The organism is Hoyosella altamirensis, from assembly GCF_014191505.1.
Classification (GTDB): domain Bacteria; phylum Actinomycetota; class Actinomycetes; order Mycobacteriales; family Mycobacteriaceae; genus Hoyosella; species Hoyosella altamirensis.
Genome location: NZ_JACHWS010000003.1, coordinates 972228 through 997143 on the forward strand (window position 1 = coordinate 972228; position 24916 = coordinate 997143).

Below are 24916 nucleotides of genomic sequence, written 5' to 3' on the forward strand. Positions count from 1 at the left end.
GCCTGTGCCATGGGGTACTAGTGGTCAAGATCAGCCACAATTCGCACGTTAGAGTGTTGGCGTGGTGAATCCTGCGCGTTGCCGTGCCGCCGCTGTCGTGCTCGCGGCTGGGAGTGGCACCCGGATGGGCAGCGAAGGAAATAAGGTCTTCTTGCCGCTCGCCGGCCGGAGTCTCCTCTCCTGGACACTCGACGCCGTCTCGCAAACCCCTGAGTTCGTTCGAACCATCCTTGTTATCCGCCCCGAGGATCGTGCACTGGTCGAATCGATCCTTAAGCGCGACACCGCTGACAACAGCGTCGAGGTGATCGAGGGTGGTGCTTCTCGACACGAGTCGGAGTACAACGCACTGAAATATCTGGCATCAGATATCGAGGCGGAACGAATCGATGTCGTGGTGGTACACGACGCAGCTCGGCCGCTCGCTGGGGTTGCGATGATGCGGGCAGCGGTGGCGGTGGCGCACGAATTCGGAGGCGCGGTTCCCGCTCTGCCCGCCGCAGAACTGGTGCATGTCACCTCGGAGGGTGAGATCTGCACAGTTCCGGAACGGCACCTTGTCCGCGTCCAGACACCCCAGGCATTTCGTGCCCAGCCACTGCTCACGGCGTTCGAGGCCGCTGTCGCGGCCGGGTTCGAGGGGACCGACACGGCCGCAAGCATCGAGAACTTCGCAGATCTCACCGTCCGGACATTTCCAGGGAGCGAGCGCAACCTCAAAGTCACCTTCGCGCATGACTTGTCTCTCGCCGAGCGGCTGCTGGATCAGCGCTGACCTTCCCGGCGGCAATCGATGATCGCGTTCGCGAGGGCGCTGTCTTGGGGGATCTTCGCGGCGAACGCGTCAGGGTCACCGGCAACCAGTGCGACCGTGAATCCGCCCCGGACCGCCGCGGTGAGTTCATCGTATGGGGAATGATCTGCGGTGTTCTCTGTGATCTGCCGCAGGGCCACCGCGCGGAACCCGCGCGGGAACTGAACGGACCGCAGCAGCGACCGATCGACTGTTTCTGCAATAACCCCGGAATGATCAACGGCTTTCACACTGTCGACCATCGAAAGTGCCGGAACCACCACGTCGCAGTTGCCCTCGTCCAACCGGTCCACGACCCTGTTCCAGAGCGAAGGAGACGCCAGGGGGAACCGCAAATCGTGCAGCACAACCTGAGTTTCTGACTCGTCTGATCCGGCAAGCTCAGACAGTGCAGCACTCACACAGTCCCGTCGCGTGCCCTCCCCCGCCACAGCAATCAGCTCGACTGAGCGAAGTTCTGAGGCGGCGACCACCTCTCGTACCTCTGCAATCAGGGGCGTGGCGACTGGAACCAGGGTTCTCCTGCCGACGGCCCCGTCGAGCATGGCGCGCAGACAGTGGACCAGTAGCGTGTTGTTGCCCAGTCGCGAAAATACTGCTGCCGGGTTGTCCGCGAAGTCGCGGGGAACCGGTAATACCAGTACAGGATTGGTCATGTCCTCGCATCCCTTACGCTGTCACACCCTGCCGGAACTTCGGCACGCGCAACACGACCCTAGTACCGGCCCCGACTGCAGTTTCGACGACCAGCCCATAATCATCACCGAATACTGCACGTAAACGTTCGTCCACGTTGCTCAGCCCAATATGGGTGTCGTGCGGGTCGGAATCGAATGCGCCCGAGCGCAATCTTTCGGGGTCCATTCCGATTCCATCGTCTTCGATACTCAGAACGCATTCCGCACCGGAGTCCGTCGCGTTGATCGCCACTGACCCGCCTTCCGGGTTTCCAGCGATGCCATGCCGCACCGCGTTCTCCACAAGGGGCTGCAGCACGAGGAACGGGATGACAACGTTGAGAACCTCCGGCGCGACCTGCAAACGGACCGAGAGTTTTTCTCCGAAGCGTGCCTGCTCCAGGGTCAGATATCGCTCGACGTTCTGCAGCTCTTCTGCCAGCGTGGTGAACTCGCCAGCGGATCGAAACGAATACCGCGTGAAGTCCGCGAATTCGAGAATCAGCTCCCGCGCGCGCTGCGGGTCAGTGCGCACAAACGAGGCGATCGTGGTGAGAGCGTTGTAAATGAAATGCGGACTGATCTGTGCCCGCAGCGCACGAACCTCGGCGTGCGCGAGCCGTTCCCGTGACGCGTCGAGTTCGGCGAGTTCGAGCTGACTTGCCGCGTAGCGCGTCACCTCTGCGAGGGTACGCACAAGTCCCGGGCTGACAGGACCGGTCACGACGGCGGTGAGAACCCCGACGGTTTGGGGAAGATCCGATGCTTCACCGGTGATGAGGGGCTGGGCGACGAACGCCCACACCTCGCAATCGTCACGGTTGCAATCCATGTCGTCGTGCCGGATCAGCCGCTGCCTTCCGGTAGCAACCACGTCTCGCGCCACTGCCGAAAAACTGCTCTTATGCTGCCGGCCTTGCCCCTCCCACGCGAGTACCTGCCCGTCCGCACCACAAATCGCCATTCCCTGGGAACCAACCAGCAATGACAGGATGGGGGCCGACTCAGCTGCGGATTCCGCGGTCAGTCCGCGGCGCAGCACCTTCGCCGCCTCACCCGCCGTGGACAGCGTCGCATGCACGGCGCGCTCTGTGGGCGTCGTGAAACCCTGGCGGGCACGCAGCCAGACGGCTATCGCAAGGACCACCAGGACGGCGAGCACGACCGCGCCGACAGCCACCGCGACAGAAGACATAAGGTGAGATTACTTACGCGAGATACTTCGTGCTCGCAGGCAGGGACGTTTGATCTTGTGACACACCCGTAACTCATTTGGCATCACTCGTGTTGCGCAAGTCCGCATCGTTGGACAGACTCAGCCGAAGCAAGCGATACCTTTTCGCGCAAAGCGGACCAAAGGAGTGCTAGATGACGCAGTACCCTCCCGGCGGGCAACCACCACATGGTGGCGGTCCCGGCGAGCCGGATGACAGCGGAACGGGCGACCAGGGCTGGAATCCACCGTCAGAGCCCGGTGGCTACCCACCACCTCCACCGCCTCAGTTCGGCGATTACCCACCCCCACCCCCTCCCGGCGGTTTCGGGCCGCAAGGCTCATACCCGCCACCCCCTCCCGGCGGGGGCGGTTACGGACAAGCCAGCGGCGAATTCCGCATCGGCGACGGTATCCGCTGGGCGTGGAACCGGTTCGCCGACAACTGGGCAATCTGGGTGGGATTCACTCTCATCATCGGTGTGGTGAACATCGTCTTCTCATTCGCTGGATCAACTGGCCGCGACCCCGACGACATCTTTGCGTTCGGGTTCGTTGACCTCCTCGCGACGATCATTTCCGCGGTGCTGGGCTGGATGATGATCCGCGGCGCGCTGTACACCGCGGACGGCATGAAGCCCAGTTTCGGGGACTTCGCGAACCTGAACAACATTCTCCACCTCGCGATCGCCTCGATCCTCGTCGGCATCATGACGGCAATCGGCTTCGTCCTGCTGATCATCCCCGGCCTGATCGTCGCGTTCCTCTCGATGTTCGTGACGCACTTCGTGCTCGATCAGAACGTGGACGCGATCACCGGAATCAAGAGCAGCTGGTCACTCGTCTCCAAGAACGTGGTGCCGCTGCTGCTTCTGATCCTGACGCTGTTCGGACTCGGCCTCCTCGGCGTAATCACCTGCGGCCTCGGCTTCCTCGTGATTCTGCCGCTGATGACGATGCTGTCGGTCTACGCATACCGGACGCTGACGGGCCGTCAGCCAGCCCTGTAGGTGCCGACTTTGGACTAGACGCGCTGGCGCGGGACACCTGTCCCGCGCCAGTAGCGTCTTAGCAGTCATACTTGATGGCTGAGGTTCAACGAGATGGGGACAGATGTCGAGCAATCCACCCAGCGGTGACAGCACCTCCGGAGAGTCCGGCTTTCCGACGCCTGAAGACATCCCGCAGCCCGGCGCGACGCCGGAACCTGGCGGTTACCCGCCGCAGGGCGAATATCCCAGGGCAGGTGGTTCTCTCAGTCCCGGCGCGAAGCCGCCCCCAGGCAACTATCTGGACCCGGGCGAGCAACCCCCCGCACCCTACGGTCCGCTCAAGGGAAGTGGCGGGAAGGGCAAGCTGCGCTATCGCGGGGCGGCTGACGCCACCTTCGACATCGGCGACGCACTGCGTTTCGCGTGGGACAAATACGTCAACAATGTGGGGGCGTGGATAGGGTTTCTGCTCCTCAGCCTTGTTTTCGGCCTTCTGGTCGCCTTCCCCGCCTCCATGATTTTCCTGGCTCCTGCTGGCGAACCCGACCGCAATCCTCTGGTGGTGGTCTCGCTCGCTGCGGCCGGAATCGCGATCATCGTTGGGGTACTGATGGTTCTGAGCGCGGGCGTCGTACGGGGAGCACTCGATGAAAGCGCGGGTGAACGCCCAGCGCTCCGGGATTTCCTGCGGCTGACGAACATCGGTCAAATACTGCTCGCCACCGTTGTGGTAGCAGCCTTGACGCTGGCTGGCCTGCTGCTGTGCGTGGTCCCTGGGCTGATCGTCGGGTTCCTCAGCATGTTCACTGTGCACTTCGTTGTCGATCAGAACCAGAACGCGATCGAGGCGCTCAAGTCGAGCTGGCGCACCGTGATCGACAACGTAGGGCCGCTGCTGCTCTTGACGGTCGCCTGTTACCTCATCGTGGTGCTGGGCACCGTGGTGATCGTAGGCTTCCTCATCACCATCCCGGTAACAGCGATCGCGCTCGCCTACGCTTACCGGACGGTGACAGGCAGCCGGGAGACGTCAGGAACCTCCGACGTCGTGTAAAAGCCACTCGCCGTCGACCTTGTGCAGCGTCACAAGAAGGCGGCTCTTGTCGAGACGGCCGTCAGGGGCGAGAACGTTACGCACCTGCTGGTCCAGAAAAACCATTACTTGCGCGCCATCGTCAGTCTGACGATAGACCGCGGCATACTCGACCGTGCCCTCGGAGACACCCTCCGCTTCGCTGAGAAACTCTCTCAGCGATTCCGCTGCGGTTCGGTACTCCTCTTGGAATTCAGGGGTTGAGATCGCGGCGACAGAATCGTAATGCTCATCGAAGTTGTCGAAGGAATAGGTGCTGACCATTTCCGCATACTCGGCGCCCGCAGCGGCAGCGCCGGTGAGCTCCTCGCCCTCGAACTCGCTCGCGCTGGTGTCCCGGGTCGCGTCCCAGTAGAGGTAACCCAGTACCGCGCTGAGGCCCGTCATCACTGCCAGTGCGATTGCCAGAAGGGTGGTTCCGCCACGCTTACGAGGTGCCGCTGGAGACGGTACCTCCGCTCCGTCTGCCGGACCATCGGATTGTGCGTCAGCATCGGACATGTTGGTCAATTCGGTGTTCCCATCTCAAGCAATTCCCGGAACGCCTCGATTCCGGTCGGTATCAGCAGCGGATCATCGACGATCGGTGGCCCGACAGTCTGGAACCCTGGCGTCGTGTAGCCGAGCAGACCCAGCCCGTCCGGTCTCGGAGCGGTGAGCGCGCCACGGTTAGCGTGGTGTTCCCCCGGCGGACAGTACACGCCCAAATTGGGCTCGCGTGGACTGACGTCACCGACCACGCGGCGCGGAGTTTCGTAGTAGCAGACCGGGCCCTGGGTGACGACAAGGGTGAAGTCCGCGCGGTCCCCGATCCCGATCCTGGTGAGCTTCTCCAACGCAACGGGCATGGTGTCTGCCATCGCCAGAAGCGCGGCGTCACGACCACCCAGGATCTGAAAGACATCGGCGAGTCCACGGGTGAGTCGTGCGTCATCACTCGGCAGTTCGTCGAGCAAACGGGTCAAGCGCTGCATCACCCTCGGACCTTCGTCCAGCAGATAGTCCAGAGCGGGCCCGCCTTCGGTGAAGTCCTCCCCCACCACGCGCATCGATCGCGCGGTGCCCGGCAAGGCATCTGAGGCGTCAGCGAGCGCCGCCATCGTTCGCTGCCCGTTTTCGCCGAACCAGTCGAAAGTTTCGTCGTGGTCCTCGAGTACTCCAGCGAGCGCGTGCGCGTTGTCCACGATGTCGCCGATGTCATCGGACCTGTTCGCCAGCGCGGCCGACATCGATTCCGCGAGCGACCCGATTGATCCGGCGTCCAGGGAATCGATCAGTACGCGCACTTGGGCGAGGGATTCGGTGAATCCGACGTTTTGCATCTCGACAGGAGCTCGTACGAGGTCGCCGTCCTCCAGGTTTCTGTCACTTTCCGCGTCGGCCCGGAACTCCAGCACAGACAAGCCAGCAGGATTCAGCATTGACGCGATCGCGTAAGAGTCAGCCGGTATTTGCGTACCAGGGTCAAGTGCGACATTGATATCCACGCCGCCGATTTCCGCGACGTCCACTGAGGTCACCTTTCCGGACACGATCCCGCGGAATGTTACGGGCGTGCCTGAACCAATCCCCCTGGCGTGATCAAAATGCGTGACAACGTGGATCGTTGAGCCGAACGGATTCGCTTGCGGCCCCAAGGAGTAGCGAATACCTGCAGGAACGACGACGATCGCGATGGCGAGAAACAACGCCAGCTGAACAAGCACTGCTTTTCTCATCGCGTGCCCTCCGTGAGTTGCCTTAACAGTGCGTTCGGGTCGCTTTCATCCGCGCGGGTGCCAAAAAGCACCTTCGCGACCGATTCGGGAAGGTCGAGCGTCCCGTCGAAGCGAAGGTAATCACCCTCCTGAGCGTTGGCGAAGCCATTCATGAACGCAGCCAGGACGATATGCAACTGTGTGAGTTCGTAGTTCACGGATTCGAACGCGTCAACGACGCCCCGAAGCCGCTCAGGGAATTTAGGCAGCTCTTGTTCTGTCTGGCCGAGCAGCGTCGCGAGATCTGCTCCGGCGGCGGCAAAGCGGTCAACGAACGCCCCGATTTGCTGTTCCTGTTGTGACAGCTCGGCGAGCAGCGGACCGGCGCTATTCAGTCCACGCTCGAAGTTCCCTCGATTGTCGGCGAACTGCGCCGTGGTGCTGGCCATCGCGGTGAGCGTGGCGTCTATCTCGTCATGCTGAGCGTTGATGGTGTCGGTAATGGCGATCAGTGAATCGACGAGCCGGGCGAAGTCTCCCCCGCGCCCACGGAATGCTTCGGCCGCTTCTTTCACTACGGTTTCTAGCTGATCGATTCCGCTGGCCTGCAGCACGAGACCGATTGCCGCGATACTGGATTCAAGTTCCGGTCCGAGTTCGGTGTAGTCGCGGGTGATCACGCTGCCCGGCTCGAGCGGCAGGGCGGCGGGGTCAGCTGGTATCAGCATTCGCACATAGGGGTTACCGAGCAGGGTGGGCAGCTCCACGCGCGCCGAAACGTTGCTCGGGAGTTCGACATCGCCGTCGAGCCGCATAGTGAGCACGGCCTGGCCACCATCCGGTCGCAAGTCACTGATACGCCCGATGAGCCGCTGTCCGAGGCGCACCTCACTACCCACGTTGAGAAGATCCGCGCTCTGCACTACCGCATCGATCGAGTACGTATTGCGCCCCTGCGCCCAATCCGTCGGGATCTGATCCATTCCGATGGAGCATCCCGTTAGCGTCGCCGCGGCGCAAAGTCCGATAAGCGCCTGTCTCGATTTCGTGAGCACAGTCATGGTCAGCGCCCTCCCGCTTCAAGGATTCCGCGGATACCGAGCGGATCGGAAAGACTGATGGGCAGTGAGATCGGGTTAGTGAGCCCCATCCCCGTGCAGATTGGCGGCGGCACGGGACCACACACCCCCTGGTCTTGCAGGCCTGACAACTGCTGGAGTTCGGAAGCAACATTGAGACGAATGCGTGCACGCCCGTCGTCACCGATCAAGTTGCTGATGTTCTCCATGATCAGTGGCAGAAGGTCAACCAGGTCGGCAACCTGACTAGGATTGGCGGCCACCGCGTCGATCAGTAGCCTGATGTCTTCCATGACCACGGGAAAATCGTCCCCGCGCTGGTCAATCAGCAGGTCGATCTCTTCGTAGAAGCCACGGAAGGACGTCATGAGTTCCGCGACATTCGCTTCTTCGGCTACGGCCTGCTCACTGAGTATCGCGAGCGACCCAGCGAAGCTCCTGATTTCTTGTTCCCGGTCTGAGACGAGCCTTGCCACGTCCCCCAAAACCGCGATGATTTCGTCGAATTCTTCGGTGTGCGCGCCAGCGATACGGGACGCCGCGGCCATCTCCTGGATCATGACGTTCGTTTCCGGCCCGATCCCGTCAAATGATGCGGCGACCCGGTCGATCGCGCCGCCAACACCGGCGCCTGTGCTCAGAGCTTCACCGAGGTGATTGAACGATTGCAGCAGATCGTCGAAAGCAATCGGTACGTGGGTTCGTGTGCGCGGCAGTGTGCCGCCTTCCGGGAACTCCGGTCCGCTGATGTAGCGCGGGGTGAGTTCGATATAGCGATCGGCGAGGATGGACCGGTTCACGATGTACGCTTCCGCGTCGTCTGGAATGGGGACTTCGCGGTCCAGCATCATCTCGACACGGACGTGGTCACCCAGCGCTTGCACAGACGTCACCCGGCCGACCTCGATGCCGAGAACCAGGACGGGGCTATCGGGGTAGACACCGGACGCTGACATGAACTCCGCGACTATCAGCTTGCGGTCGTCCCGGAGGAACGCGACCCAGACAATCGCAAACACGAGCACGATGACAAGCACCAGCACGACCATCCGAACGACGCTGGAACGAGTAGAGCGGACTGTGCTGACCATTATTGGCACCCCTCAACCGCACCGAGGAGACACAACAGGTTGTCCGGGATGATAGTGGTCGGGGTGTTGACGTCGACCCATGGCCCGCTGCCCGTTGCGTCCGCGACTTTCTGGAAAGCGGGCGACCCCTGCTCGAGGATCGTCTCCAGCGTCGCGGCCTGGTCCGCGAGCGTTCGCATGACGTTGCGCAAGTTGGGGATCAGACCCGGGCGGTCCTGGAAGAGTTCATCTAGCTGACCTGCCACGGTTTCCAATCCCTGGCTCAGGCGGACCAGCATTACATGCCGGTCGGCAAGTGACTGCAGAATGACTGATCCCTGCACCAGCAGCGAATCGAAGTTCGACTGTTGCGAGTCGACAATGCCCGCGACGTCTCTAGCGAGTGTGAGCACCCGTTCAATCTGGTCACCACTGTCGTTGATCAGGGCGGCTGTGGCGTTGAGTGTGGTGATCGCGTCGCGCATCACCTCGGGGTTCTCCGGCAATGCATCCACCGTCAACTGTGTGAGCTGCCCGAGTTGGTCGAAGTTGAGCCCCTCGGTCGATTCGTGGGCGGCGCGGGCGATCTCGTCGAGGCTGAACGGAACGCTCGAACGTGCCAGCGGGATCGTGTTGCCGTCGAGGTCACCCGTGCCGTTCGGTTTGATCTCCAGATACATCTTGCCGAGCACGGTGCGAAGCTTCACGGCGGCGGTGGTTCGTTCGCCTAGCGCGATGCGCCGCTCGACCCGGAAGTCGGCGCGGACGTTCGGACCGTCGAGCACGATTTGGTCGACCTTGCCCGCGGGCACACCAGCGACATAGATCGGGTCGCCTGGTGATAGCCCGCCTGACTCTGCCAATTCGACGCTGTACGAGGTGGTACGCAGCAGATAGGTGACCTGGGGAAGTACGCTCGCGCCGACGAACAGCGCCAAGACTAGCGCGATCCCGACGAGCCCAATCAGTCCGGGGCGGCGCACGCGCAATGTGGTCGCGCCCGACGAGGTCAGCGTGCGCCACAGGCCCTTGATCGAAGTTGATGCGCTCATCGGCACACCGCCGAATGTCCGCCTCCAGCAAGCTGGAAGATGTCGACTTCCACACCCTCGACCTTGATGGAAAGCGTGCAGAGATACAGGGTGAGCCACGAGCCGTAGTCACCGATCATATTCACCGACGCCGCAAGGCGATCCAGGGAAGCGAGCAGCGCGACGAAGGTGTCAGTGTTGTCAATCCACGTGTCTGTCATTGTCTTCGCCCGTTCGATCGTGGCCTCGAGGTTGTCGAACGATGATCCGCTGACGAATTCCGCAAGATTGTCGGCGGTAGTCGAGCCATCTTCGAGGATCGTGATGACATCGTCGTTCTGCGCGGCGATCCGCTCCGCGAGGATCGTCACCGCACCGAAGGCGGACTCGACATCACTGCCCTGATCGACGACGGTGTCCAGGACGATCGCGAGGTCGTCCGCGAGAGTGTTGATCAGCGCCGACCGTTCGACGAACACCCCTGCAGCGTCCACCATGCCGACGAGCAGCGTCTCGAGCGCGTCGGTGTTTCCTTCGAGAGCCTGGATCGCCGCGGCCGCTATCTCGTTCAGCCGGTCCGGTTCGATCGCTGCGAAAAGGGGCTTGAAACCATTAAACAGTTCGGTGACGTCGACGGGCTCACGCGTTTGAGAAAGCGGGATCGTCGCATCGGGTTCCAGCGTTTCCGTTGCGTTTTCCGGGTCGGTCAGCGCGAGATAGCGCACGCCGAGCATGTCCGCGAACCGCACTGCCGCTGTGACATCTCCGGGCAACGGGTGATCCGCGGTGACCGACATTGATACGAGCGCATGTTCCCGCCCCTCTGGGGTGCGCACGAACGAAAGGTCACTGACCTTCCCGACCCGCACACCCGCGAGAGTGACGTCGTTCCCTACCTGCAGCCCGGTGATGTCAGTGAACTCCGCGTGATAAGTGACAGCTCGGCCGGGCACAGGCCGGGCAAGTGTTTGCCAGATACTGAGTCCCGCGACCAGGGCGACGATGACGAACGCGGCGACGACCACCGCGGCGCCCCACCTGAATTTCATTCGTCCTCCAGGATTTCGACGACGTTTCCGCTGATCAGCGGGCGCAAAAGCATATTCGCTGCAGCGCTCGGCGCATTTGCGTCAGTCCTGCCGCCGCGCGGGCCAACGAGTTCTTCCTCGAGCATCCGAACCACGTCGGCTTCCTCGAAAGCGCCCACAAAGTTCTCCGGAACTGACTGGATCTCACGGACCGTCGAAGGCGTCGATTGCCGTGACGGCACGACGACACCGGGTGGCGGGCATGTAGGTCCGGCCAGACCGGGATAGCGCGGGCATTCATTGGCCGTGTAGGGCAACGGGTCTTCGAAACCCGGGACCGCGACGATGTTGAAGCGACCCGTGCTGAAAGACGGTGCCGCCGCCTCACCCAAGGGCCGGAGCTGCTGGAGCGTTTCGGCGAGCATTGTGCCGCGCTTGCCAGGGGTGCTGAACGAGGGACCACCATCGGCGCCTTTGACGACGATGACGAATGATGGAGCGCGGGGAGCGAACAAGGTGCTGACAGCGTTGAACAGGCCTGCAGCTTCGCCAAGGCCCTCGGCGATACGGTCCTTCCGTGGCAGCACTCGCTCAGCGAGGACAGTCGCCTCGTTGAACGCGGCGACCGTGTCCGGTGTGCCGCCGTCAAGGTTGCGCGCGACCCTGCTGACGTCGCCGATGACGGTTCCACCGATCGCCGGAGCGAACGACTCGGTGAAGTTGGCCGAGCGCGTAATGAGTTCACCAAACTGGTTCCCGCGACCGTCGAAAGCTTGTGCGAGCGCAGTCAGCGCAACGTTGAGGTCAGCGGGGTTGAGCGCATGGACGAGTTCCATGACTTCCTCATAGAGGCCATAGAGCTGCACTGCTTCGTCTGAGGCGTCGACCGCCAGAACGTCGCCCGGCTGAAGGCCAGGTTGCTGGCCCGAGTCCGGCGGGATGAGGATGAGCTCGGTATCACCGAATAGTGTGCGGGGTGCGATTCGGACCACGCTCCCCCGCGGGATTCGGTCCAGCGCGGCATCGTCGATCCGCATGTCCACTCGGGTGTATTCAATTCCCTCGTCGACCGTTTTGGTTTTGCCGACGATCGCGCCCAGGTAGCGGACATTGAACTGATTGCCCCCGATCAGGAACCCCGCATCGGTAGGGAATGGTGGTGACAACGGGACGACGGTCGTACATCCCTGTTCCGCGCCCCACAACGAGGACGCTGACCACCACAATGAGGATCAGGGCGACGATCCCCTGGAGGATCCGTGACGTCAGTGCGCGACGTGTGAAGGCAAGCATCACTCGATCCCCATTCCGGGGACGGCTGGGGTGATTCCGAACAGTCCGAAGGTGAGGACCACCGCTGACATCCCAATGACAAGAATGCTGGTGCGCAGAGCGTGACCGGCCGCACGCCCAACGCCTTCCGGCCCACCGGAAGCGTGGTAGCCGTACGAGCAGTGGATGACGGCAACGAATACCGCAAAGACCAGCGCCATCGTGATTGAGGATGCGAGCGCGCTCGGTGTGAGTGACTGCTGGAAGTAATAGTCGTACGTACCCCCAGATTCGCCTCGCAGGACGACAACGGTGAATCGTGTTGTGAGGTAAGCGGAGAGAAGGCCGACCATGTAAACGGGGATGATGGCGACAACCATCGCGATCAGCCGCGTCGTTGCGAGGAAAATCGTGGAGTTGACACCAAGGGTGTCAAGCGCGTCGATCTCTTCTGAAATCCGCATCGCGCCGAGTTGCGCGGTGAAACCCGTCCCGACCTTCGCAGCGAGTGCTATCGCCGCGACGATCGGCGCGACGCCCTGGGTGTTGGCGATGGCCGATACCATGCCGGAAAGCGCAGTGAAACCCAGCAGTTCGAGGCCGCGGAACAGCTCGATGCCCAGGAGCATCGCAGCGACACCCGACATTGCTATCACGACGCCGATCGTGCCGCCGCCTGAAAGGATCGCGGTAGAACCGAAGCTGACGTCGCTGACCTCGCGCATGATGATCTTGCGATATCGCTTGAGCGCGATGGGAACTCCGGCGACCATCCGGATCCCGAACGTGAGGTGCATCGCGAGCACCTCAAAGCCACGCCCGATAACACTGAACTTGCCAAAGAAACGCTTGGCGCGATACGTCGCCGAATGCGAACCGATGATCACATGTACTCCCCGACTGCCGGAACGAGCGTGATGTAGAGCTGTGAAAGAACCACGTTCACGACGAACACCGCAATGAATGCCAGGACCACCGCTTCGTTGACTGCGTTCGCCACACCCGCGGGGCCACCCCGCGCATGGAGCCCTTTAAAAGCGCAGATCAGCGCGGACACGATGGCGAAGCAGATCGCCTTGATCGTTGCCATCAGGAAGTCACTCACCCGTCCGTATGAGGTGAGGGTCATCAGAAAGGCACCGGGTGATTCGCCGACTACGAGCACCTGATTGATGAACGTGATGAAGACACCAGCGAAAGTCACCATGCTCACCATGCAGACCGCGACGAAGATCGCCGCGAACACGCGCGGGACCACCACACGCTCGATGACGTCCACACTCATCACGTGCAGCGCCTGGATCTCTTCGCGGATCGTCCGTGATCCCATGTCGGCGCAGATGGCGGAACCCCCCACACCCGCCATCATCAAAGCCGTCACGAGAGCTGCCGCCTGCCCGATGATCACAAACGCGACGACGGCGCCCGAGTAACCCGCTGCCCCAATCTGGGTCGCCAGCCCACCGACGATTACCGCGGTGAGCACACCGATCGGAATCATCAGCAGTAGCGCGGGCAGGGTACAGACACGAAAAAGGAACTGCGCCTGGTTCACCGTCTCCGCCATCGGGAACTTGCGGAGCACGAGAGCGCGCGCACCCGTCGCCACCGTCTGCGCCGAGAATGTCACAAGCGCCCCGACTTCGTTCACCGCGTCAGGGACGAGCCCTTTCCTGGATGAAATAACCTCGATCGTCACGGGCTCTCCTCTACCTTCGCGACAGATCAAACCAAATCTGGCTGATTTTATCAAATATAAATGTGCGTGGGGTCACAACCAGCACACTGACGATAGCATCTAGGCAGGATTAACTTAACTCAGGGCGAAGGTGAAGGTTGCTTAATCTGTGCAGTTCAACAGGTAGAGATTGCTGGAACGCCACGCAGCCTGGCATCCAACCACTCAAGTACTTCTTGAGTTCCATTTAGATTGAAGTGGTCCGCACCGGGTATGAGAACCTCTTCGACGACAGTCCCGGCCTCACATGCGCGCTGCACCGCGCGGGCCGTCCACTCTGGCGGCACCACCGTGTCGCGGTCTCCGTACAGCACCAGAAGAGGCCCATCCGATGTGCCGCGCGGCAGCGCGATGTCGTCAAGCCATTCGCGCACCGCGTCGGTTGCGTCATCGGTGAAGGGCCCTACATCTTCGGGCGAACTCTGCAGCAGCGCCAGCGCCGAGTTCAGCCAGTTGTCCCGCACACACGTTTCCAGTGCGCCAAAGCCGCCCGTTAGCCCACCACGAAGGTAGTCATCGAATTCAACCGAAGGATCCGCCGCCTGAAAGCCAGCGATGACGTACGGGAGCAGCGCGAGCTGGAACAAGTCCAGCGCCCATGGCGGTTCTGGCTCCGCGATGGGCGTGAGATCCGCCGCAGGGGAAATCGCCACCGAACCGGCGAACTCGAGCCCCGCCCCGTAGTCGTCCGCTTGTTCGCTTGCCGCCCAGACAGCTTGGCCCCCCTGCGATACTCCGACAGCGCCCCAACGCTTTCCGATAGCATCATTCGCCGCACGCGCGGCTCGCACTGCATCGATGACGTTGTAGGCGGCAGTGGCAGGCTCTAGATAGGGGTGTGCGGTATCGCCGCGAGAACCTCCCAGACCCTCGTAGTCGGTCGCGACAACCGCGTAACCCGAGTCGAGAAGTGAGTTGATCCGCGCAGCCTGGCCCAGCATGTCCGGGTACTGGGAGGGTCCGCACTCTGGCGCGACCCCGGTCGTACCGTGCGCGTAGGAAATGACCGGCCAGCCGCCTTCTGGCGGTGCGCCCTGCGGAACAAATACAGCGCCAGAGACTTCGGTCGCACTGCCGTCGAGTCCCGACGTCGAGCGGTAAATTATGCGCTGAGAGTCAGCGGATCGCGTTGTGATTCCCGGGCTCAATTCAGTGAAGAGCTCAGATTGCAGCAGTTCGCCGCGCGCCGTTACCGGCAGTTCCGGTTCGGCGTACTGGGCTTGAGTCTCAGTCGGTGCGAGTGGCGATTCCTCAACGCCCGCCTCCTCTCCGATCGCACAAGAGGTCGCGGTAAGGGTGGCGGCAAGGACAGCGGCGCTGACCGTCGAGACTCGTAGGTTCACTCAGTCGAGTGTGCATGTTCGCGAGCCGCCTGGCATCCTGTGGCGATTATCAGCCACCCATTGGTAGACCCAGTCCTGAAGCCAGCGAATGCCTCTTAGCGAGTAAACCCGCAACGGAATACGGGTGCCCAGCGCGGCGGAGAGCGCAGCATTGACCGCGCCTGCACCACGATGTCGAGTCCCATCGCGTTCGAGCGCCCACGCAGCGGCCGCGCCGTCCTCAGCAGTGATGCCGAAGAGGTCCAGCGCGCCGGTCTCCTGCCAGGCAATTGGAGTGACCCGGCGCCGACGATCAAGGCGGCGAATGAGCTTCACGCAGGAAACACAGAAGCCGCAATCCCGGTCATACAGCAGGTGTATGTTCATTTCCGGCATTGCGGCTCCCGTTAAGTTGTCACCGGCAACGCCGGCACGCGCTCACTCGAGCACAGATTATTCAGCAGGAACGATCTTCTTCGCGTTCTCCTGAACCTTGCTGACCTGAGCGGTGAACTTGCCCTTGGTCTGGGTGTCCACGAAAGAAGCAGCCTTGTCGACAGCCGAGTCGATGTCGCCCTTCTTGCTGACAATCAGGCTCTTCGCCTTCGAAGCGTTCTCGTTGACGAGGGTCTGAGCCTTGGCAGCGTTCTCGTTGACGAGGGTCTGGGCCTTAGCAGCCAGGTCCTTGACTGAGTCGAATGCGCTCATCATTCTCCCTTGGGTCTTTCCAGCGCCTCTTTATGTGCGCCGCATCGGTCGGGGTTGCCCCGCTTGACGCTAATTTTTGCAGTGAACCCGACAAATATCTACCTAGTGTGGTCATTACCACCCGGATTGCCACTCATTCGCGGTTCATTTGACAGAGTGTCTCACTAAAAGTGGCGATGCCGATCAAGCTGAGCACTGACACACCTTGATCATCTTCGGATTTGATGGATCCAGGAGAAATATTTCCCGCGGCAACGGAATTCTGTCACGACCACGAGCACCGCCTTCGACCAGGTATACGGCCTGGCACCAGGCCGAGCTTGCGCGCTGCATCACTCTCCGGGCAAAAACGTTCACCCACCCGCACAATTCAAGGCGAGCGACAAAAAGAACGCTGAGATTGCGCGTCGATTCCCACACCCCAAGAAACCACGAGCAATACCCAGCAGACTGTCTTCGCAAGAAATAATTGGACGAGAGGTCTCACGCGAGACCTAGCCACCATTCGTTTCGCGGCAGAGGTTTGAGAAAATCAATACGCTGGCCCGGCATTGGCGCGGCAGTTCGCACTCCCTGAGCCTCTTTCGCCCGAGTCAGCCGGACAATAGGCTCCATCCACGAGTGAAAACCGAGATTGAAGGTACCCCAGTGAATGGGCATCATCACGCCCGCTGAGGGCGTGCCATTAAGAACACAGTGCGTCTGCACAGCCTCTTCCGGCGTCATGTGCACATCTGGCCACTGGTCACTGTACGCACCGATCGGAAGCAGCGTCAGATCAAAGGGGCCGTGCCGGTTACCGAGGTCAGCGAACGAATCTGTGTAGCCCGAATCACCACCGAAGAAGACCGACCGGCGCGGGCCCCTCAGCACCCAGGATGCCCACAACGTCACATTTCGCGAAATTCCCCGGCCAGAAAAATGGCGAGCGGGAGCGCAGGAAATCGTCAGCTCCCCCACTGCGGTCTCTTCACCCCAGTCGAGTTCGATGATCCGGCGCTCCGGTACACCCCATCTGCGCAAGTGACCTCCGATCCCCAAAGGAACCACGAAAGGAGCTGCCTGCAAACGAACCAGGTCACTGATCGTTCGCTGGTCGAGGTGGTCGTAATGGTCGTGTGAGATCACCACCGCATCGACCTGTGGCAGCTGTGAGATCTTGACGGGGACTGGATGCATCCGCCGCGGCCCCAACCGCTGGGACGGAGATACTCGCTCACTCCACACTGGGTCCGTCAGAACGCGATGCCCGTCGACTTCTACGAGAACAGAGGAGTGACCGAACCAGGCAGCAGCGAGTTCGCCCGCCGAAGCGGGCGCAAGGGGAACAGCCAGGGGCACTTGCCTCGCCGGCGCTCCGGTGTTCCCCCGCAGCACAATGGAGAAGAATAGATCGGGCGCCTGGCGCGGAGAAAACGGCACGGCCGGATCCGTGTTCCGGAAAGTGCCATTCGAAAAATTCGGGGAGCCGGCCACGTAGGGCCTGATGCGCGACCGCGGCGCACCGATCGCGCGGTAGGCCTCCCACGCCGCAAGGACACCGCTCGCAACACTGGCCGCTACAGCAGCCCCTACCCCAGCCCAGGCCATTTTTCGAAGCACACCGCTACTGTATGTTGCTGGCGCGGTTCCGTCCCGCTCACGCGGCCTTACTCACCCCGGAATACGGGTGCCCGCTTCTCTTTACGGGCTGCGCGGGCTTCCGCAACATCGGCGCTCGACCAGGCTGCCTTGTGCGCCTCCTGCTGTTCTGGCGTTGGCTCCGAATCAGGCATGTGGTTGAACACAAGTTTCATGTGACGAAGTGACAGTGGCGCGAGCTTGGCGATCTCGTGCGCCCACTCCTGCGCCGCTGCCAGATCCCCGATCCCGTTTACTAGTCCGAATTGGACGGCATTTTCCGCGGTGATCGTTTGTACGCCCATGAGCATCGCCCTGGCGACTCCGCCGCCTGCCAGCTCGCTGAGCCTGCTGATCGTCCAGTTATCCATCGCGAGGCCCAGGCGTGCGACAGGTATCATGAACGACGCCTCCGGCACCGCTACGCGCAGGTCCGCGGAAATCGCGAGCTGCACGCCAGCTCCCACAGCGGGGCCGTTAAGCGCGGCGATCACCGGCAGCGGCGTCTGCTGAAGGGTGTTGAGCATCGTGTAGTGCGCCGCGAGGAACTCACGCTCGTATGCGGCGCTCGTCAGATCCGCACCGGCAGAAAACACAGTTCCTTGGCCAGTGAGCACAATCACGCGCGCGTCATCTGCTTCCGCGGACCGAATCGCGTCCGTCAGCCCTGTGCACACTTCCGTGTTGAGAGCATTCCGCCGCTCGTGGCGCTGAATTTCGAGCGTCACGACGTTCTTGTCCCTGGTGATGCCGATCATGCCTGCAGAGCCTATAGGGAACGCTGAAAGCGGGTGCGCTTCGCCCACCTCTGCGCGACACTCACATAGTGGGATGAGCGATTGTCGCGCAGAGGTGGGCAGACCGTTAGCTGGTACCGCGAGTAGCCGCGTTAGTTTGCGACCTCCCACAGGACACCGGACCATGGTGTGGGAAAGGAGAGTGACGTTATGGCCGACAACGAAGCACCCCTGAACTTAGACGACCACGTGGACGAGGCCGAGAAGCGCATCACCCGTGAACGCAAGGAAAAGGGCGTCCCCGGTAACGCCGAGGAACGCGAGGCCGTCGATCCTGTGGAACCCGACGACCAGGCTCCTGAATGAGTTAGAACAGATCGGGGTCGGGCCCAATGCGGCCATCAGCCACATCCAGCGCAGTTATCGCACCAACCTGCTCGTCAGAAAGTTCGAAGTCGAAGACGTCGAGGTTCTCGCGAATACGCCGCGGCGTCACCGACTTCGGGATTACGACGTTGCCCAGCTGCAGGTGCCACCGCAGGATCACCTGAGCAACAGTTTTGCCCGCCGCCGAGGCGATCTCCGTCAGCACCGGATCTTCCAGGATCGTGCCCTGTCCGAGCGGGCTCCATGCCTCGGTGAGAATGCCGTGCTCCGCGTGGAAAGCACGCAGCTCTTCCTGAGAAAACCGCGGATGCAGTTCAATCTGGTTGATGGCAGGAACCTCACCAGTCTCGTCGATCAGCCGTTGGAGGTGCGGGATCTGGAAGTTTGATACACCGATTGACCGGGCCCGTCCTTCAGCCTTGATCTTCTGGAATGCTCTGAACGTCTCGACATAGAGGTCCTCGGCCGGTTTAGGCCAGTGGATAAGGTACAGGTCCACGTAGTCGAGTCCGAGGCGCGTCAGGCTGTCATCGAACGCACGCAGCGTTCGATCCGTGCCCTGGTCCTCATTCCAGAGTTTGGTGGTCACGAAGATCTCGCCGCGGTCAATACCTGACTCACGGATGGCCCTGCCCGTTCCGGCTTCATTGTCGTAGATGCGGGCCGTGTCGATGCTCCGGTACCCCGCCTCGAGCGCGGACGCAACTGACGTGTACGCCTCCTCGTCGGGCACCTGCCACACGCCGAATCCGAGCTGAGGGATCGAGTTTCCGTCCAAGAATTTCGCAAATGGAATCGTGGTTTTATCAGTCACGCCTCTATCAAACACTGGGCACTCAGGGTGCATTCCCGTAGCGTATTTCCACATGCCGACCACCGCCCAGGAACTCTTTGACCGGGTACTTGACCAGGACTCCTACATTTCCTGGGACACGGCACCGATCGACCTTCCCGCCCACGAGAAGTACAGCTCCGATCTCGCCGCAGCGCGTTCGAAAGCAGGAACCGACGAATCGGTCATCACAGGCGAAGGGCGAATCCGGGGCCGGCGCGTTGCTGTGATCGCGTGCGAGTTCCGCTTCCTCGCCGGATCCGTGGGTGTTGCCGCAGCTGAACGCATCGTCTCCACGATTGAGCGTGCCACCGCTGAACAGCTCCCGCTGCTCGCCTCTCCCACCTCCGGTGGCACGCGCATGCAGGAAGGCACCGTCGCATTTCTGCAGATGGCCAAGATCGCGGCGGCGATCAAGCACCACAAAGATGCCCACCTTCCGTACCTCGTCTACCTGAGACACCCCACCACTGGCGGAGTTTTCGCGTCATGGGGATCGCTCGGACACGTCACCGTGGCCGAGCCGGGAGCCCTGATCGGATTTCTCGGGCCCCGCGTGTACGAGTCGCTCTACGGCGAAAAATTCCCCGAGGGTGTGCAGACGGCCGAGAACCTGTATCAGCATGGCGTCATCGATGGTGTCGTGCCGGTGCGGTGGCTGCGCCCCATCCTGGACCGGGTCCTACGTGTGGTCTGCGGAACCATCGGGGCACCGAGTGAGCTCGAGCCAGCCCCCACACTGTCACAAGTGCCCGACATACCCGCGTGGGACTCGGTTGTCGCATCCCGTAACCCGGTGCGTCCCGGAGTGCGGCACGTGCTGCGGCACGGGGCCACCACACTCACCCCGCTGAGTGGTACCGGGCAGGGGGAAGCAGACCGTTCGATGCTGCTCTACCTGGCGCGGATAAAGGGAACACCGTGCGTGGTACTCGCCCATGACCGCGCGCTGACCGTTGAGAGCGGAGCATTCGGCCCCGCAGCGCTGCGTGAAGCGCGCCGCGGAATGCATCTCGCCAACGAACTCAGGCTTCCCCTCGTCCTCATCATCGACACCGTGGGAGCGGCCCTGTCCAAGGATGCCGAAGAACGCGGGCTGGCAGGCGAAATCGCCCGCTGCCTCGCGGACCTCGTCACACTGCAATGCCCGACCGTTTCCGTTCTTTTAGGACAGGGCACCGGCGGTGGCGCGCTCGCGGTGCTCCCCGCAGACCGTGTTTTGTGCACGCAGAACGGATGGCTCGCTCCGCTGCCACCAGAGGGAGCGGCCGCGATCGTGTACCGCGACACCAGCCGGGCCGCCGAGATCGCCGCCGCGCAAGGCATCCGCTCTCGTGACCTGCTCGAGTCGGGGATTGTCGACGCGATAATCCCCGAATGCCCCGACGCATCGGAGGAACCGATCCCGTTCAGTCAGCGCGTCGCTTCCGCGATCGCCCGGGAAATTCGCGAACTCGCTCTCATCCCCGCACCCAAACGGTATGCGGCGCGACTCAACCGCTACCGGACACTCGGCCTGCCATGACGCGATCTCAGCTGCTCCTCACATAGACCTGGCAGTATGGCGGCATGCACGAATCCGCCACCGTCCTCGTCGTCGACGACGACGCCGACGTTCTCGCGTCCCTCAAGCGCGGCCTCCGCTTGTCCGGCTTCGACGTGATGACAGCGGAAGATGGCGAATCTGCGTTGCGCACAATTCGCACGCAGGAGCCGGACGCGATCGTTCTGGACGTGACAATGCCCCGCCTCGACGGTGTCAGCGTGGTGACAGCGCTGCGGGCCATGGGCAGCGACATCCCAATCTGCGTCCTCAGTGCGCGCAGCTCAGTCGACGACCGGATCGCGGGCCTCGAAGCGGGCGCCGACGATTACCTGACCAAACCATTCGCCCTTGGCGAGCTCATCGCCCGCGTGCGCGCAATGCTGCGCCGACGGCCTGATCAGTCGCCTTCCCCGAAACGTGAACTCCTCACCGCCGGGCAGCTGGAGATCGACGTGGCCGCGCGGCGCGCGGTAATCGCGGGCACGGAACTCGACCTCACCAAGCGAGAATTCGAGCTGCTCACCACGCTGGTTCAGCATCGTGACGCGGTTCTTTCCCGGCGTCAGCTGCTTGAGATCGTGTGGGGCTACGACTTCGATGCTGACACGAATGTTGTCGACGTCTTCGTGGGTTACCTGCGCAAGAAGATGGAAGCGGACGGCGCCCCTCGCATGCTGCATACTGTTCGCGGTGTCGGGTTCATTCTCCGGACCCGTTAGCGGCACGCGACTTTGAAGGAAGCGACGGACTGAACAAGTGCGACGAGCCTCCCCGTCTCTGCTCACACGTGCTGCGCTCGCCGCTGCCGCTGGTGCGACGATCGTCGTTGTCACGGTCGCCGTGTTCGTGTGGGCAGGCGTGCAACGGGAAAGCTACGCGCAACTCGACCAGCGGCTCGACGTTCTGAGCACGATCGCCGCGACTGTAGCCAACCAGTCGCTGTACGACGCGCGCCAGCAGATACCGCCCGAGTACGAAGCCACCTACCGGGCCGGCCCGATCATCATTCCGGCGCACAACCTCGCGCTTCCGGAACTGCCAGAAGGGTTCACCACCCTCGAAATCGAAGGCGACGAGTACCGGATTCGCACCATCGCGGTCCCCGACCGCCCGCGGACCACGATTTCCGTTGCAGCGCCTACCGCCCCCACCGAGGAACAGATCAGCGAGGAACGCCGCAACACAATCCTCGTCAGCATGCTCGCGATCGCTGCGGCGGCGGCGCTGGGCTGGCTCCTCGGTGGCTTCGCTATCAGGCCCCTGCGCCAGCTTGCCGTGCAAACGCGCCAGATCGATCCCGAGACAGCCACTCCCCGGCCGAGCGTCACGGGTGCTCTTGAAGCCGAAGAGCTCGCGGCCGCGATTTCTGGGATGCTGGAGCGGATCACGCGGGAGAAGCAGCGAACCTTCGAAGCGCTCGAGACGGCGCGGGACTTCGCTGCGGTGTCGGCGCACGAACTGCGCACCCCGCTCACTGCCATGCGCACGAACCTCGAAGTTCTGGAGTCTCTCGACCCACCTGAACCTGAGCGTCGCGAAGTGATCATTGAGACACTCCAGTCGGTTCGGCGAATTGAGCAGACACTGCAGGCGCTTGAGCGCCTCGCGGCCGGTAACCTAACGGCTGAAGCCGACTACGAGGACATTGATCTCGCTGAGGTGCTCGATCGCTGCGCTCAGGAAGCGCGGCGGCTGCACACCGGACTCGTCGTCACTGTCCACGACTCTGGGCCAACAGTGATTCGCGGCCTGGCTGCGGGGCTGCGGCTCGCGATCGACAACGCCATCACCAACGCGGTTCGGCACGGCGATGCAGAGCACGTTGAGCTGAGTTTGCATAGCAGCACAGAAACGAAGGATGGAGGGATCGATATCACCATCGACGACGATGGATGTGGCATTCCCGCGGAAGACCGTGAACGCGTGTTTGAGCGGTTCACACGCGGTTCCCGCGCCAGCGCGCCAGGTTCGGGCCTCGGGCTCGCGCTCGTCGCTCAGCAAGCCGAACTGCACGGAGGCGAAGCAACAATGTCAAATAGCCCCCTCGGTGGTGCGCGTCTGACCTTGCGGGTGCGGTCATGAGCCGCTGGGCTGACGCGGCGGGAGATATGGACGGCGACCGCTACGCGAAGCATTTCGACGACCTCGCCGCCAGTGGGAAGGACATGCACGGGGAGGCTCGCCTGTGCGCCGAACTGGTTCCACCGGGGTCCCTCGTTCTCGATGCTGGCTGCGGCACCGGACGGATAGCGATCTGGCTCGATGAGCACGGCTATGACTGTGCCGGGATCGATCTGGACGCGTCCATGCTGAGTGTCGCCAGGCGCCGAGCTCCCGATGTGCCGTGGATGCTGGGCGACCTGGCTGCCCTGCAGTTACCCGCACTGGGTGTTTTCGACCTCGTCGTCGCTGCCGGGAACGTCATCCCACTACTCGCGAGCGGCACCGAGCAAACCGTCGTCGCGAACCTGGCGACTGCGCTGAAACCCGGCGGACTGCTGGTCGCCGGATTTGGCCTCGACAGTGAGCACCTTCCGCTCGACGAAGCGCCGGTTACGCTCTCAGACTATGACGAGTGGTGTGAGAGCGCAGGCCTGCACCTCGAGAAGCGGTTCGCTACGTGGAACGGTGATCCGTACGACGGCGGCGGCTACGCCGTCAGCGTGCACCGGCTCGCCTAACGCTTGATTCGTTCGTATCGATCAAGCGCCTCACGTCGTTCTTCCTTGTGGTCGACGATCGGTTGAGGATAGTTCTCGATCTTGTCGCCCCGGTCCCCGACGGTGTGCACCTTTGACCCCGCGATGCCGCGCAGCTCCGGCACCCACCTGCGCACGTAGTCGCCGTCGGGGTCGAAACGTTTGCCCTGGGTTATCGGGTTGAAGATACGGAAATAGGGCGCGGCGTCAGTACCGGAACCCGCAACCCACTGCCAGCCGTGCTGGTTGGCCGGCAGATCACCGTCGACGAGGTTGCGCATGAAATGGCGCGCGCCCCACCACCACGGCAAGTGGAGGTCCTTCACGAGGAAGGATGCAACGATCATCCGCACACGGTTGTGCATCCACCCCTCGTCACGCAGTTGCCGCATCCCGGCGTCAACGATCGGGTAACCCGTCTGGCCCTCGCACCAGGCTTCCCAGCGCATCCACGCGTCCTCGCCGGAGTCGTGACGCATCGCGTCGAATTTGCGATCGAGGTTGCGGCGGGCCGATTCGGGGTTGTGATGGAGGACATCCCCGTAGAAGTCACGCCAGGCTAGCTGACGCCGGAACTCTTTCGGCCCGTCGCCGTCTCGGCCAGCGAGATCCTCGAGCATCGTACGGGGATGGATGGTCCCGAACTTAAGGTGCACCGACATGCGGCTCGTGTCATCGAAGTCAGGCCGATCGCGATGCTCGTGGTAGCTCGCCACCCCGTCGTCGAGGAAGTCTTTCCACTGGCGGAGCGCAGCGGCCTCTCCCACCGGGCAGACGGTCCGCGAATCCGGGATTTCCGTGCGCTGCACTTCGCTGAATGTGTCGGCGTCTGCCCAGGCCACCGTGTCCGCGCTGGTTTTCGCGGGTGCACGCCAGCCGTGGTCGAGCCAGCTCCGGAAGAACGGCGTGAACACCTTGTACGGTGATCCATCGTCTTTCGTTACTCGTCCGGGCGCGACGGCGAACGGTGATCCGGTTCGGACCAAGTCGACCTTCTCGGCTATCCGGGCATCACGCAACGCCCCGTAAGGTCCGAAGTCTGCCGAGACGTGCACCTGTTTCGCCCCGGTCAGTGCCGCCAGCTTCGGGATCTCGACAACAGGATCGCCTGAGATGACGAGCAGCCTTCCGCCGAGTTTCTCATCGAGTTCACGTAAACAGGCGTACAGCGCATCGCGGCGGCGTACCCCTGACGGCTTCAGCAGGACCGGGTCAAACACAAACACCCCGATGGACCGTTCAGCGCTCGCAGCTGCGGCAAGAAACGTGGGCATATCCGCGGTTCTCAAGTCCCGGCGGAACCACACAATTGTGTTCTCTGCCACTGTTTCGCGGCGTGTCGCGGAAATTCTCACCATCTC

26 protein-coding genes are annotated in these 24916 nt (G+C 62.3%); 8 read left to right on the forward strand and 18 right to left on the reverse strand.

Annotation, left to right across the window (positions count from 1 at the left end; genetic code table 11):
* Window positions 1-61: 61 nt before the first annotated feature.
* Window positions 62-775, forward strand: a complete 714-nt coding sequence (locus FHU29_RS18615; RefSeq protein ID WP_074390915.1) for a 2-C-methyl-D-erythritol 4-phosphate cytidylyltransferase — start codon at window positions 62-64, stop codon at window positions 773-775.
* On the opposite strand, the gene FHU29_RS18620 is transcribed toward FHU29_RS18615, so the two are convergent.
* Both FHU29_RS18620 and FHU29_RS18625 read right to left on the reverse strand, forming a co-directional pair.
* Complete coding sequence (locus FHU29_RS18620) at window positions 766-1470, reverse strand: IspD/TarI family cytidylyltransferase (protein ID WP_064441863.1); 705 nt, start codon at window positions 1468-1470, stop codon at window positions 766-768. The two genes, FHU29_RS18615 and FHU29_RS18620, sit on opposite strands and share 10 nt — an antisense overlap.
* A 13-nt stretch (window positions 1471-1483) precedes the next feature.
* Window positions 1484-2686, reverse strand: coding sequence for a sensor histidine kinase (locus tag FHU29_RS18625; protein WP_064441865.1), 1203 nt, complete (start codon window positions 2684-2686; stop codon window positions 1484-1486).
* 173 nt (window positions 2687-2859) lie between these two features.
* Here FHU29_RS18625 and FHU29_RS18630 point away from each other — a divergent pair, with 173 nt between their 5' ends.
* Window positions 2860-3714, forward strand: a complete 855-nt coding sequence (locus FHU29_RS18630) for a DUF7847 domain-containing protein (protein ID WP_064441866.1) — start codon at window positions 2860-2862, stop codon at window positions 3712-3714.
* A 103-nt stretch (window positions 3715-3817) separates the two neighbouring features.
* Window positions 3818-4750, forward strand: coding sequence for a hypothetical protein (locus tag FHU29_RS18635; RefSeq protein WP_064441867.1), 933 nt, complete (start codon window positions 3818-3820; stop codon window positions 4748-4750).
* On the opposite strand, the gene FHU29_RS18640 is transcribed toward FHU29_RS18635, so the two are convergent.
* The 14 genes from FHU29_RS18640 to FHU29_RS18705 form a co-directional block, all read right to left on the reverse strand.
* The gene (locus FHU29_RS18640; protein WP_064441868.1) at window positions 4727-5290 is read right to left on the reverse strand and encodes a hypothetical protein; all 564 of its coding nucleotides are present in this window, start codon (window positions 5288-5290) and stop codon (window positions 4727-4729) included. The genes FHU29_RS18635 and FHU29_RS18640 overlap by 24 nt on opposite strands.
* A gap of 5 nt (window positions 5291-5295) precedes the next feature.
* On the reverse strand, window positions 5296-6507 hold the full coding sequence (locus FHU29_RS18645; RefSeq protein ID WP_064441869.1) for an MlaD family protein: 1212 nt from the start codon (window positions 6505-6507) through the stop codon (window positions 5296-5298).
* Window positions 6504-7547 carry an MCE family protein gene (locus FHU29_RS18650; RefSeq protein WP_064441870.1) on the reverse strand — a complete coding sequence of 348 codons (1044 nt, stop codon included), beginning with the start codon at window positions 7545-7547 and terminating at the stop codon, window positions 6504-6506. Before FHU29_RS18650 ends, FHU29_RS18645 begins: the two co-directional genes overlap by 4 nt.
* A gap of 2 nt (window positions 7548-7549) precedes the next feature.
* Window positions 7550-8656: an MCE family protein gene (locus FHU29_RS18655; protein WP_064441871.1), complete on the reverse strand. Its 1107-nt coding sequence runs from the start codon at window positions 8654-8656 to the stop codon at window positions 7550-7552.
* Complete coding sequence (locus tag FHU29_RS18660; RefSeq protein ID WP_064441872.1) at window positions 8656-9687, reverse strand: MCE family protein; 1032 nt, start codon at window positions 9685-9687, stop codon at window positions 8656-8658. The genes FHU29_RS18655 and FHU29_RS18660 overlap by 1 nt, the downstream gene beginning before the upstream one ends.
* Window positions 9684-10715, reverse strand: coding sequence for an MCE family protein (locus tag FHU29_RS18665; protein WP_064441873.1), 1032 nt, complete (start codon window positions 10713-10715; stop codon window positions 9684-9686). Before FHU29_RS18665 ends, FHU29_RS18660 begins: the two co-directional genes overlap by 4 nt.
* Window positions 10712-11860: an MCE family protein gene (locus FHU29_RS18670; protein WP_064441874.1), complete on the reverse strand. Its 1149-nt coding sequence runs from the start codon at window positions 11858-11860 to the stop codon at window positions 10712-10714. Before FHU29_RS18670 ends, FHU29_RS18665 begins: the two co-directional genes overlap by 4 nt.
* Before the next feature lie 126 nt (window positions 11861-11986).
* The gene (locus tag FHU29_RS18675; protein ID WP_423785891.1) at window positions 11987-12850 is read right to left on the reverse strand and encodes an ABC transporter permease; all 864 of its coding nucleotides are present in this window, start codon (window positions 12848-12850) and stop codon (window positions 11987-11989) included.
* On the reverse strand, window positions 12850-13665 hold the full coding sequence (locus FHU29_RS18680) for an MlaE family ABC transporter permease (RefSeq protein ID WP_064441876.1): 816 nt from the start codon (window positions 13663-13665) through the stop codon (window positions 12850-12852). The genes FHU29_RS18675 and FHU29_RS18680 overlap by 1 nt, the downstream gene beginning before the upstream one ends.
* 155 nt (window positions 13666-13820) lie before the next feature.
* On the reverse strand, window positions 13821-15047 hold the full coding sequence (locus FHU29_RS18685) for an alpha/beta hydrolase family protein (RefSeq protein WP_064441877.1): 1227 nt from the start codon (window positions 15045-15047) through the stop codon (window positions 13821-13823).
* Complete coding sequence (locus FHU29_RS18690) at window positions 15048-15422, reverse strand: thiol-disulfide oxidoreductase DCC family protein (protein ID WP_083962469.1); 375 nt, start codon at window positions 15420-15422, stop codon at window positions 15048-15050. It lies immediately after the preceding gene.
* 57 nt (window positions 15423-15479) lie between these two features.
* A complete protein-coding gene (locus FHU29_RS18695; RefSeq protein ID WP_013805668.1) occupies window positions 15480-15734 on the reverse strand; it encodes an antitoxin in 255 nt (84 codons plus the stop codon).
* Between the two features lie 483 nt (window positions 15735-16217).
* Window positions 16218-17324, reverse strand: a complete 1107-nt coding sequence (locus FHU29_RS18700; RefSeq protein ID WP_064441878.1) for an MBL fold metallo-hydrolase — start codon at window positions 17322-17324, stop codon at window positions 16218-16220.
* Window positions 17325-17383: 59 nt separating this feature from the next.
* The gene (locus tag FHU29_RS18705) at window positions 17384-18112 is read right to left on the reverse strand and encodes an enoyl-CoA hydratase (RefSeq protein WP_064441920.1); all 729 of its coding nucleotides are present in this window, start codon (window positions 18110-18112) and stop codon (window positions 17384-17386) included.
* 189 nt (window positions 18113-18301) lie between these two features.
* On the opposite strand from FHU29_RS18705, the gene FHU29_RS18710 reads away from it, so the two are divergent.
* Window positions 18302-18457 carry a hypothetical protein gene (locus FHU29_RS18710; RefSeq protein WP_013805664.1) on the forward strand — a complete coding sequence of 52 codons (156 nt, stop codon included), beginning with the start codon at window positions 18302-18304 and terminating at the stop codon, window positions 18455-18457.
* Between the two features lies 1 nt (window position 18458).
* Here FHU29_RS18710 and FHU29_RS18715 read toward each other — a convergent pair whose 3' ends face one another.
* Complete coding sequence (locus tag FHU29_RS18715; protein ID WP_083962471.1) at window positions 18459-19292, reverse strand: aldo/keto reductase; 834 nt, start codon at window positions 19290-19292, stop codon at window positions 18459-18461.
* 52 nt (window positions 19293-19344) lie between these two features.
* Between FHU29_RS18715 and FHU29_RS18720 the strand changes: the two genes are divergently transcribed.
* From FHU29_RS18720 to FHU29_RS18735, 4 genes are read left to right on the forward strand one after another with little or no spacing between them, the layout of a single operon-like run.
* Window positions 19345-20835: an acetyl-coenzyme A carboxylase carboxyl transferase subunits beta/alpha gene (locus FHU29_RS18720; RefSeq protein WP_064441879.1), complete on the forward strand. Its 1491-nt coding sequence runs from the start codon at window positions 19345-19347 to the stop codon at window positions 20833-20835.
* Between the two features lie 44 nt (window positions 20836-20879).
* Complete coding sequence (locus FHU29_RS18725) at window positions 20880-21575, forward strand: response regulator transcription factor (protein ID WP_064441880.1); 696 nt, start codon at window positions 20880-20882, stop codon at window positions 21573-21575.
* Between the two features lie 37 nt (window positions 21576-21612).
* A complete protein-coding gene (locus FHU29_RS18730; RefSeq protein WP_064441881.1) occupies window positions 21613-22938 on the forward strand; it encodes a sensor histidine kinase in 1326 nt (441 codons plus the stop codon).
* On the forward strand, window positions 22935-23537 hold the full coding sequence (locus FHU29_RS18735; RefSeq protein ID WP_064441882.1) for a class I SAM-dependent DNA methyltransferase: 603 nt from the start codon (window positions 22935-22937) through the stop codon (window positions 23535-23537). The genes FHU29_RS18730 and FHU29_RS18735 overlap by 4 nt, the downstream gene beginning before the upstream one ends.
* Here the strand turns inward: FHU29_RS18735 and FHU29_RS18740 are convergent.
* A complete protein-coding gene (locus FHU29_RS18740) occupies window positions 23534-24913 on the reverse strand; it encodes a cryptochrome/photolyase family protein (protein ID WP_064441883.1) in 1380 nt (459 codons plus the stop codon). The genes FHU29_RS18735 and FHU29_RS18740 overlap by 4 nt on opposite strands.
* Window positions 24914-24916: the final 3 nt, after the last annotated feature.

Excerpts from the sequence above, each read along its gene's own strand:
- FHU29_RS18620 (WP_064441863.1), bottom strand. The coding sequence starts at position 1,470 with ATGACCAATCCTGTACTGGTATTACCGGTTCCCCGCGACTTCGCGGAC.
- FHU29_RS18625 (WP_064441865.1), bottom strand. The coding sequence starts at position 2,686 with ATGTCTTCTGTCGCGGTGGCTGTCGGCGCGGTCGTGCTCGCCGTCCTG.
- FHU29_RS18630 (WP_064441866.1), top strand. The coding sequence starts at position 2,860 with ATGACGCAGTACCCTCCCGGCGGGCAACCACCACATGGTGGCGGTCCC.
- FHU29_RS18635 (WP_064441867.1), top strand. The coding sequence starts at position 3,818 with ATGTCGAGCAATCCACCCAGCGGTGACAGCACCTCCGGAGAGTCCGGC.
- FHU29_RS18640 (WP_064441868.1), bottom strand. The coding sequence starts at position 5,290 with ATGTCCGATGCTGACGCACAATCCGATGGTCCGGCAGACGGAGCGGAG.
- FHU29_RS18645 (WP_064441869.1), bottom strand. The coding sequence starts at position 6,507 with ATGAGAAAAGCAGTGCTTGTTCAGCTGGCGTTGTTTCTCGCCATCGCG.
- FHU29_RS18650 (WP_064441870.1), bottom strand. The coding sequence starts at position 7,547 with ATGACTGTGCTCACGAAATCGAGACAGGCGCTTATCGGACTTTGCGCC.
- FHU29_RS18655 (WP_064441871.1), bottom strand. The coding sequence starts at position 8,656 with ATGGTCAGCACAGTCCGCTCTACTCGTTCCAGCGTCGTTCGGATGGTC.
- FHU29_RS18660 (WP_064441872.1), bottom strand. The coding sequence starts at position 9,687 with ATGAGCGCATCAACTTCGATCAAGGGCCTGTGGCGCACGCTGACCTCG.
- FHU29_RS18665 (WP_064441873.1), bottom strand. The coding sequence starts at position 10,715 with ATGAAATTCAGGTGGGGCGCCGCGGTGGTCGTCGCCGCGTTCGTCATC.
- FHU29_RS18690 (WP_083962469.1), bottom strand. The coding sequence starts at position 15,422 with ATGCCGGAAATGAACATACACCTGCTGTATGACCGGGATTGCGGCTTC.
- FHU29_RS18695 (WP_013805668.1), bottom strand. The coding sequence starts at position 15,734 with ATGAGCGCATTCGACTCAGTCAAGGACCTGGCTGCTAAGGCCCAGACC.
- FHU29_RS18700 (WP_064441878.1), bottom strand. The coding sequence starts at position 17,324 with ATGGCCTGGGCTGGGGTAGGGGCTGCTGTAGCGGCCAGTGTTGCGAGC.
- FHU29_RS18705 (WP_064441920.1), bottom strand. The coding sequence starts at position 18,112 with ATGATCGGCATCACCAGGGACAAGAACGTCGTGACGCTCGAAATTCAG.
- FHU29_RS18710 (WP_013805664.1), top strand. The coding sequence starts at position 18,302 with ATGGCCGACAACGAAGCACCCCTGAACTTAGACGACCACGTGGACGAG.
- FHU29_RS18720 (WP_064441879.1), top strand. The coding sequence starts at position 19,345 with ATGCCGACCACCGCCCAGGAACTCTTTGACCGGGTACTTGACCAGGAC.
- FHU29_RS18725 (WP_064441880.1), top strand. The coding sequence starts at position 20,880 with ATGCACGAATCCGCCACCGTCCTCGTCGTCGACGACGACGCCGACGTT.
- FHU29_RS18735 (WP_064441882.1), top strand. The coding sequence starts at position 22,935 with ATGAGCCGCTGGGCTGACGCGGCGGGAGATATGGACGGCGACCGCTAC.
- FHU29_RS18740 (WP_064441883.1), bottom strand. The coding sequence starts at position 24,913 with ATGGTGAGAATTTCCGCGACACGCCGCGAAACAGTGGCAGAGAACACA.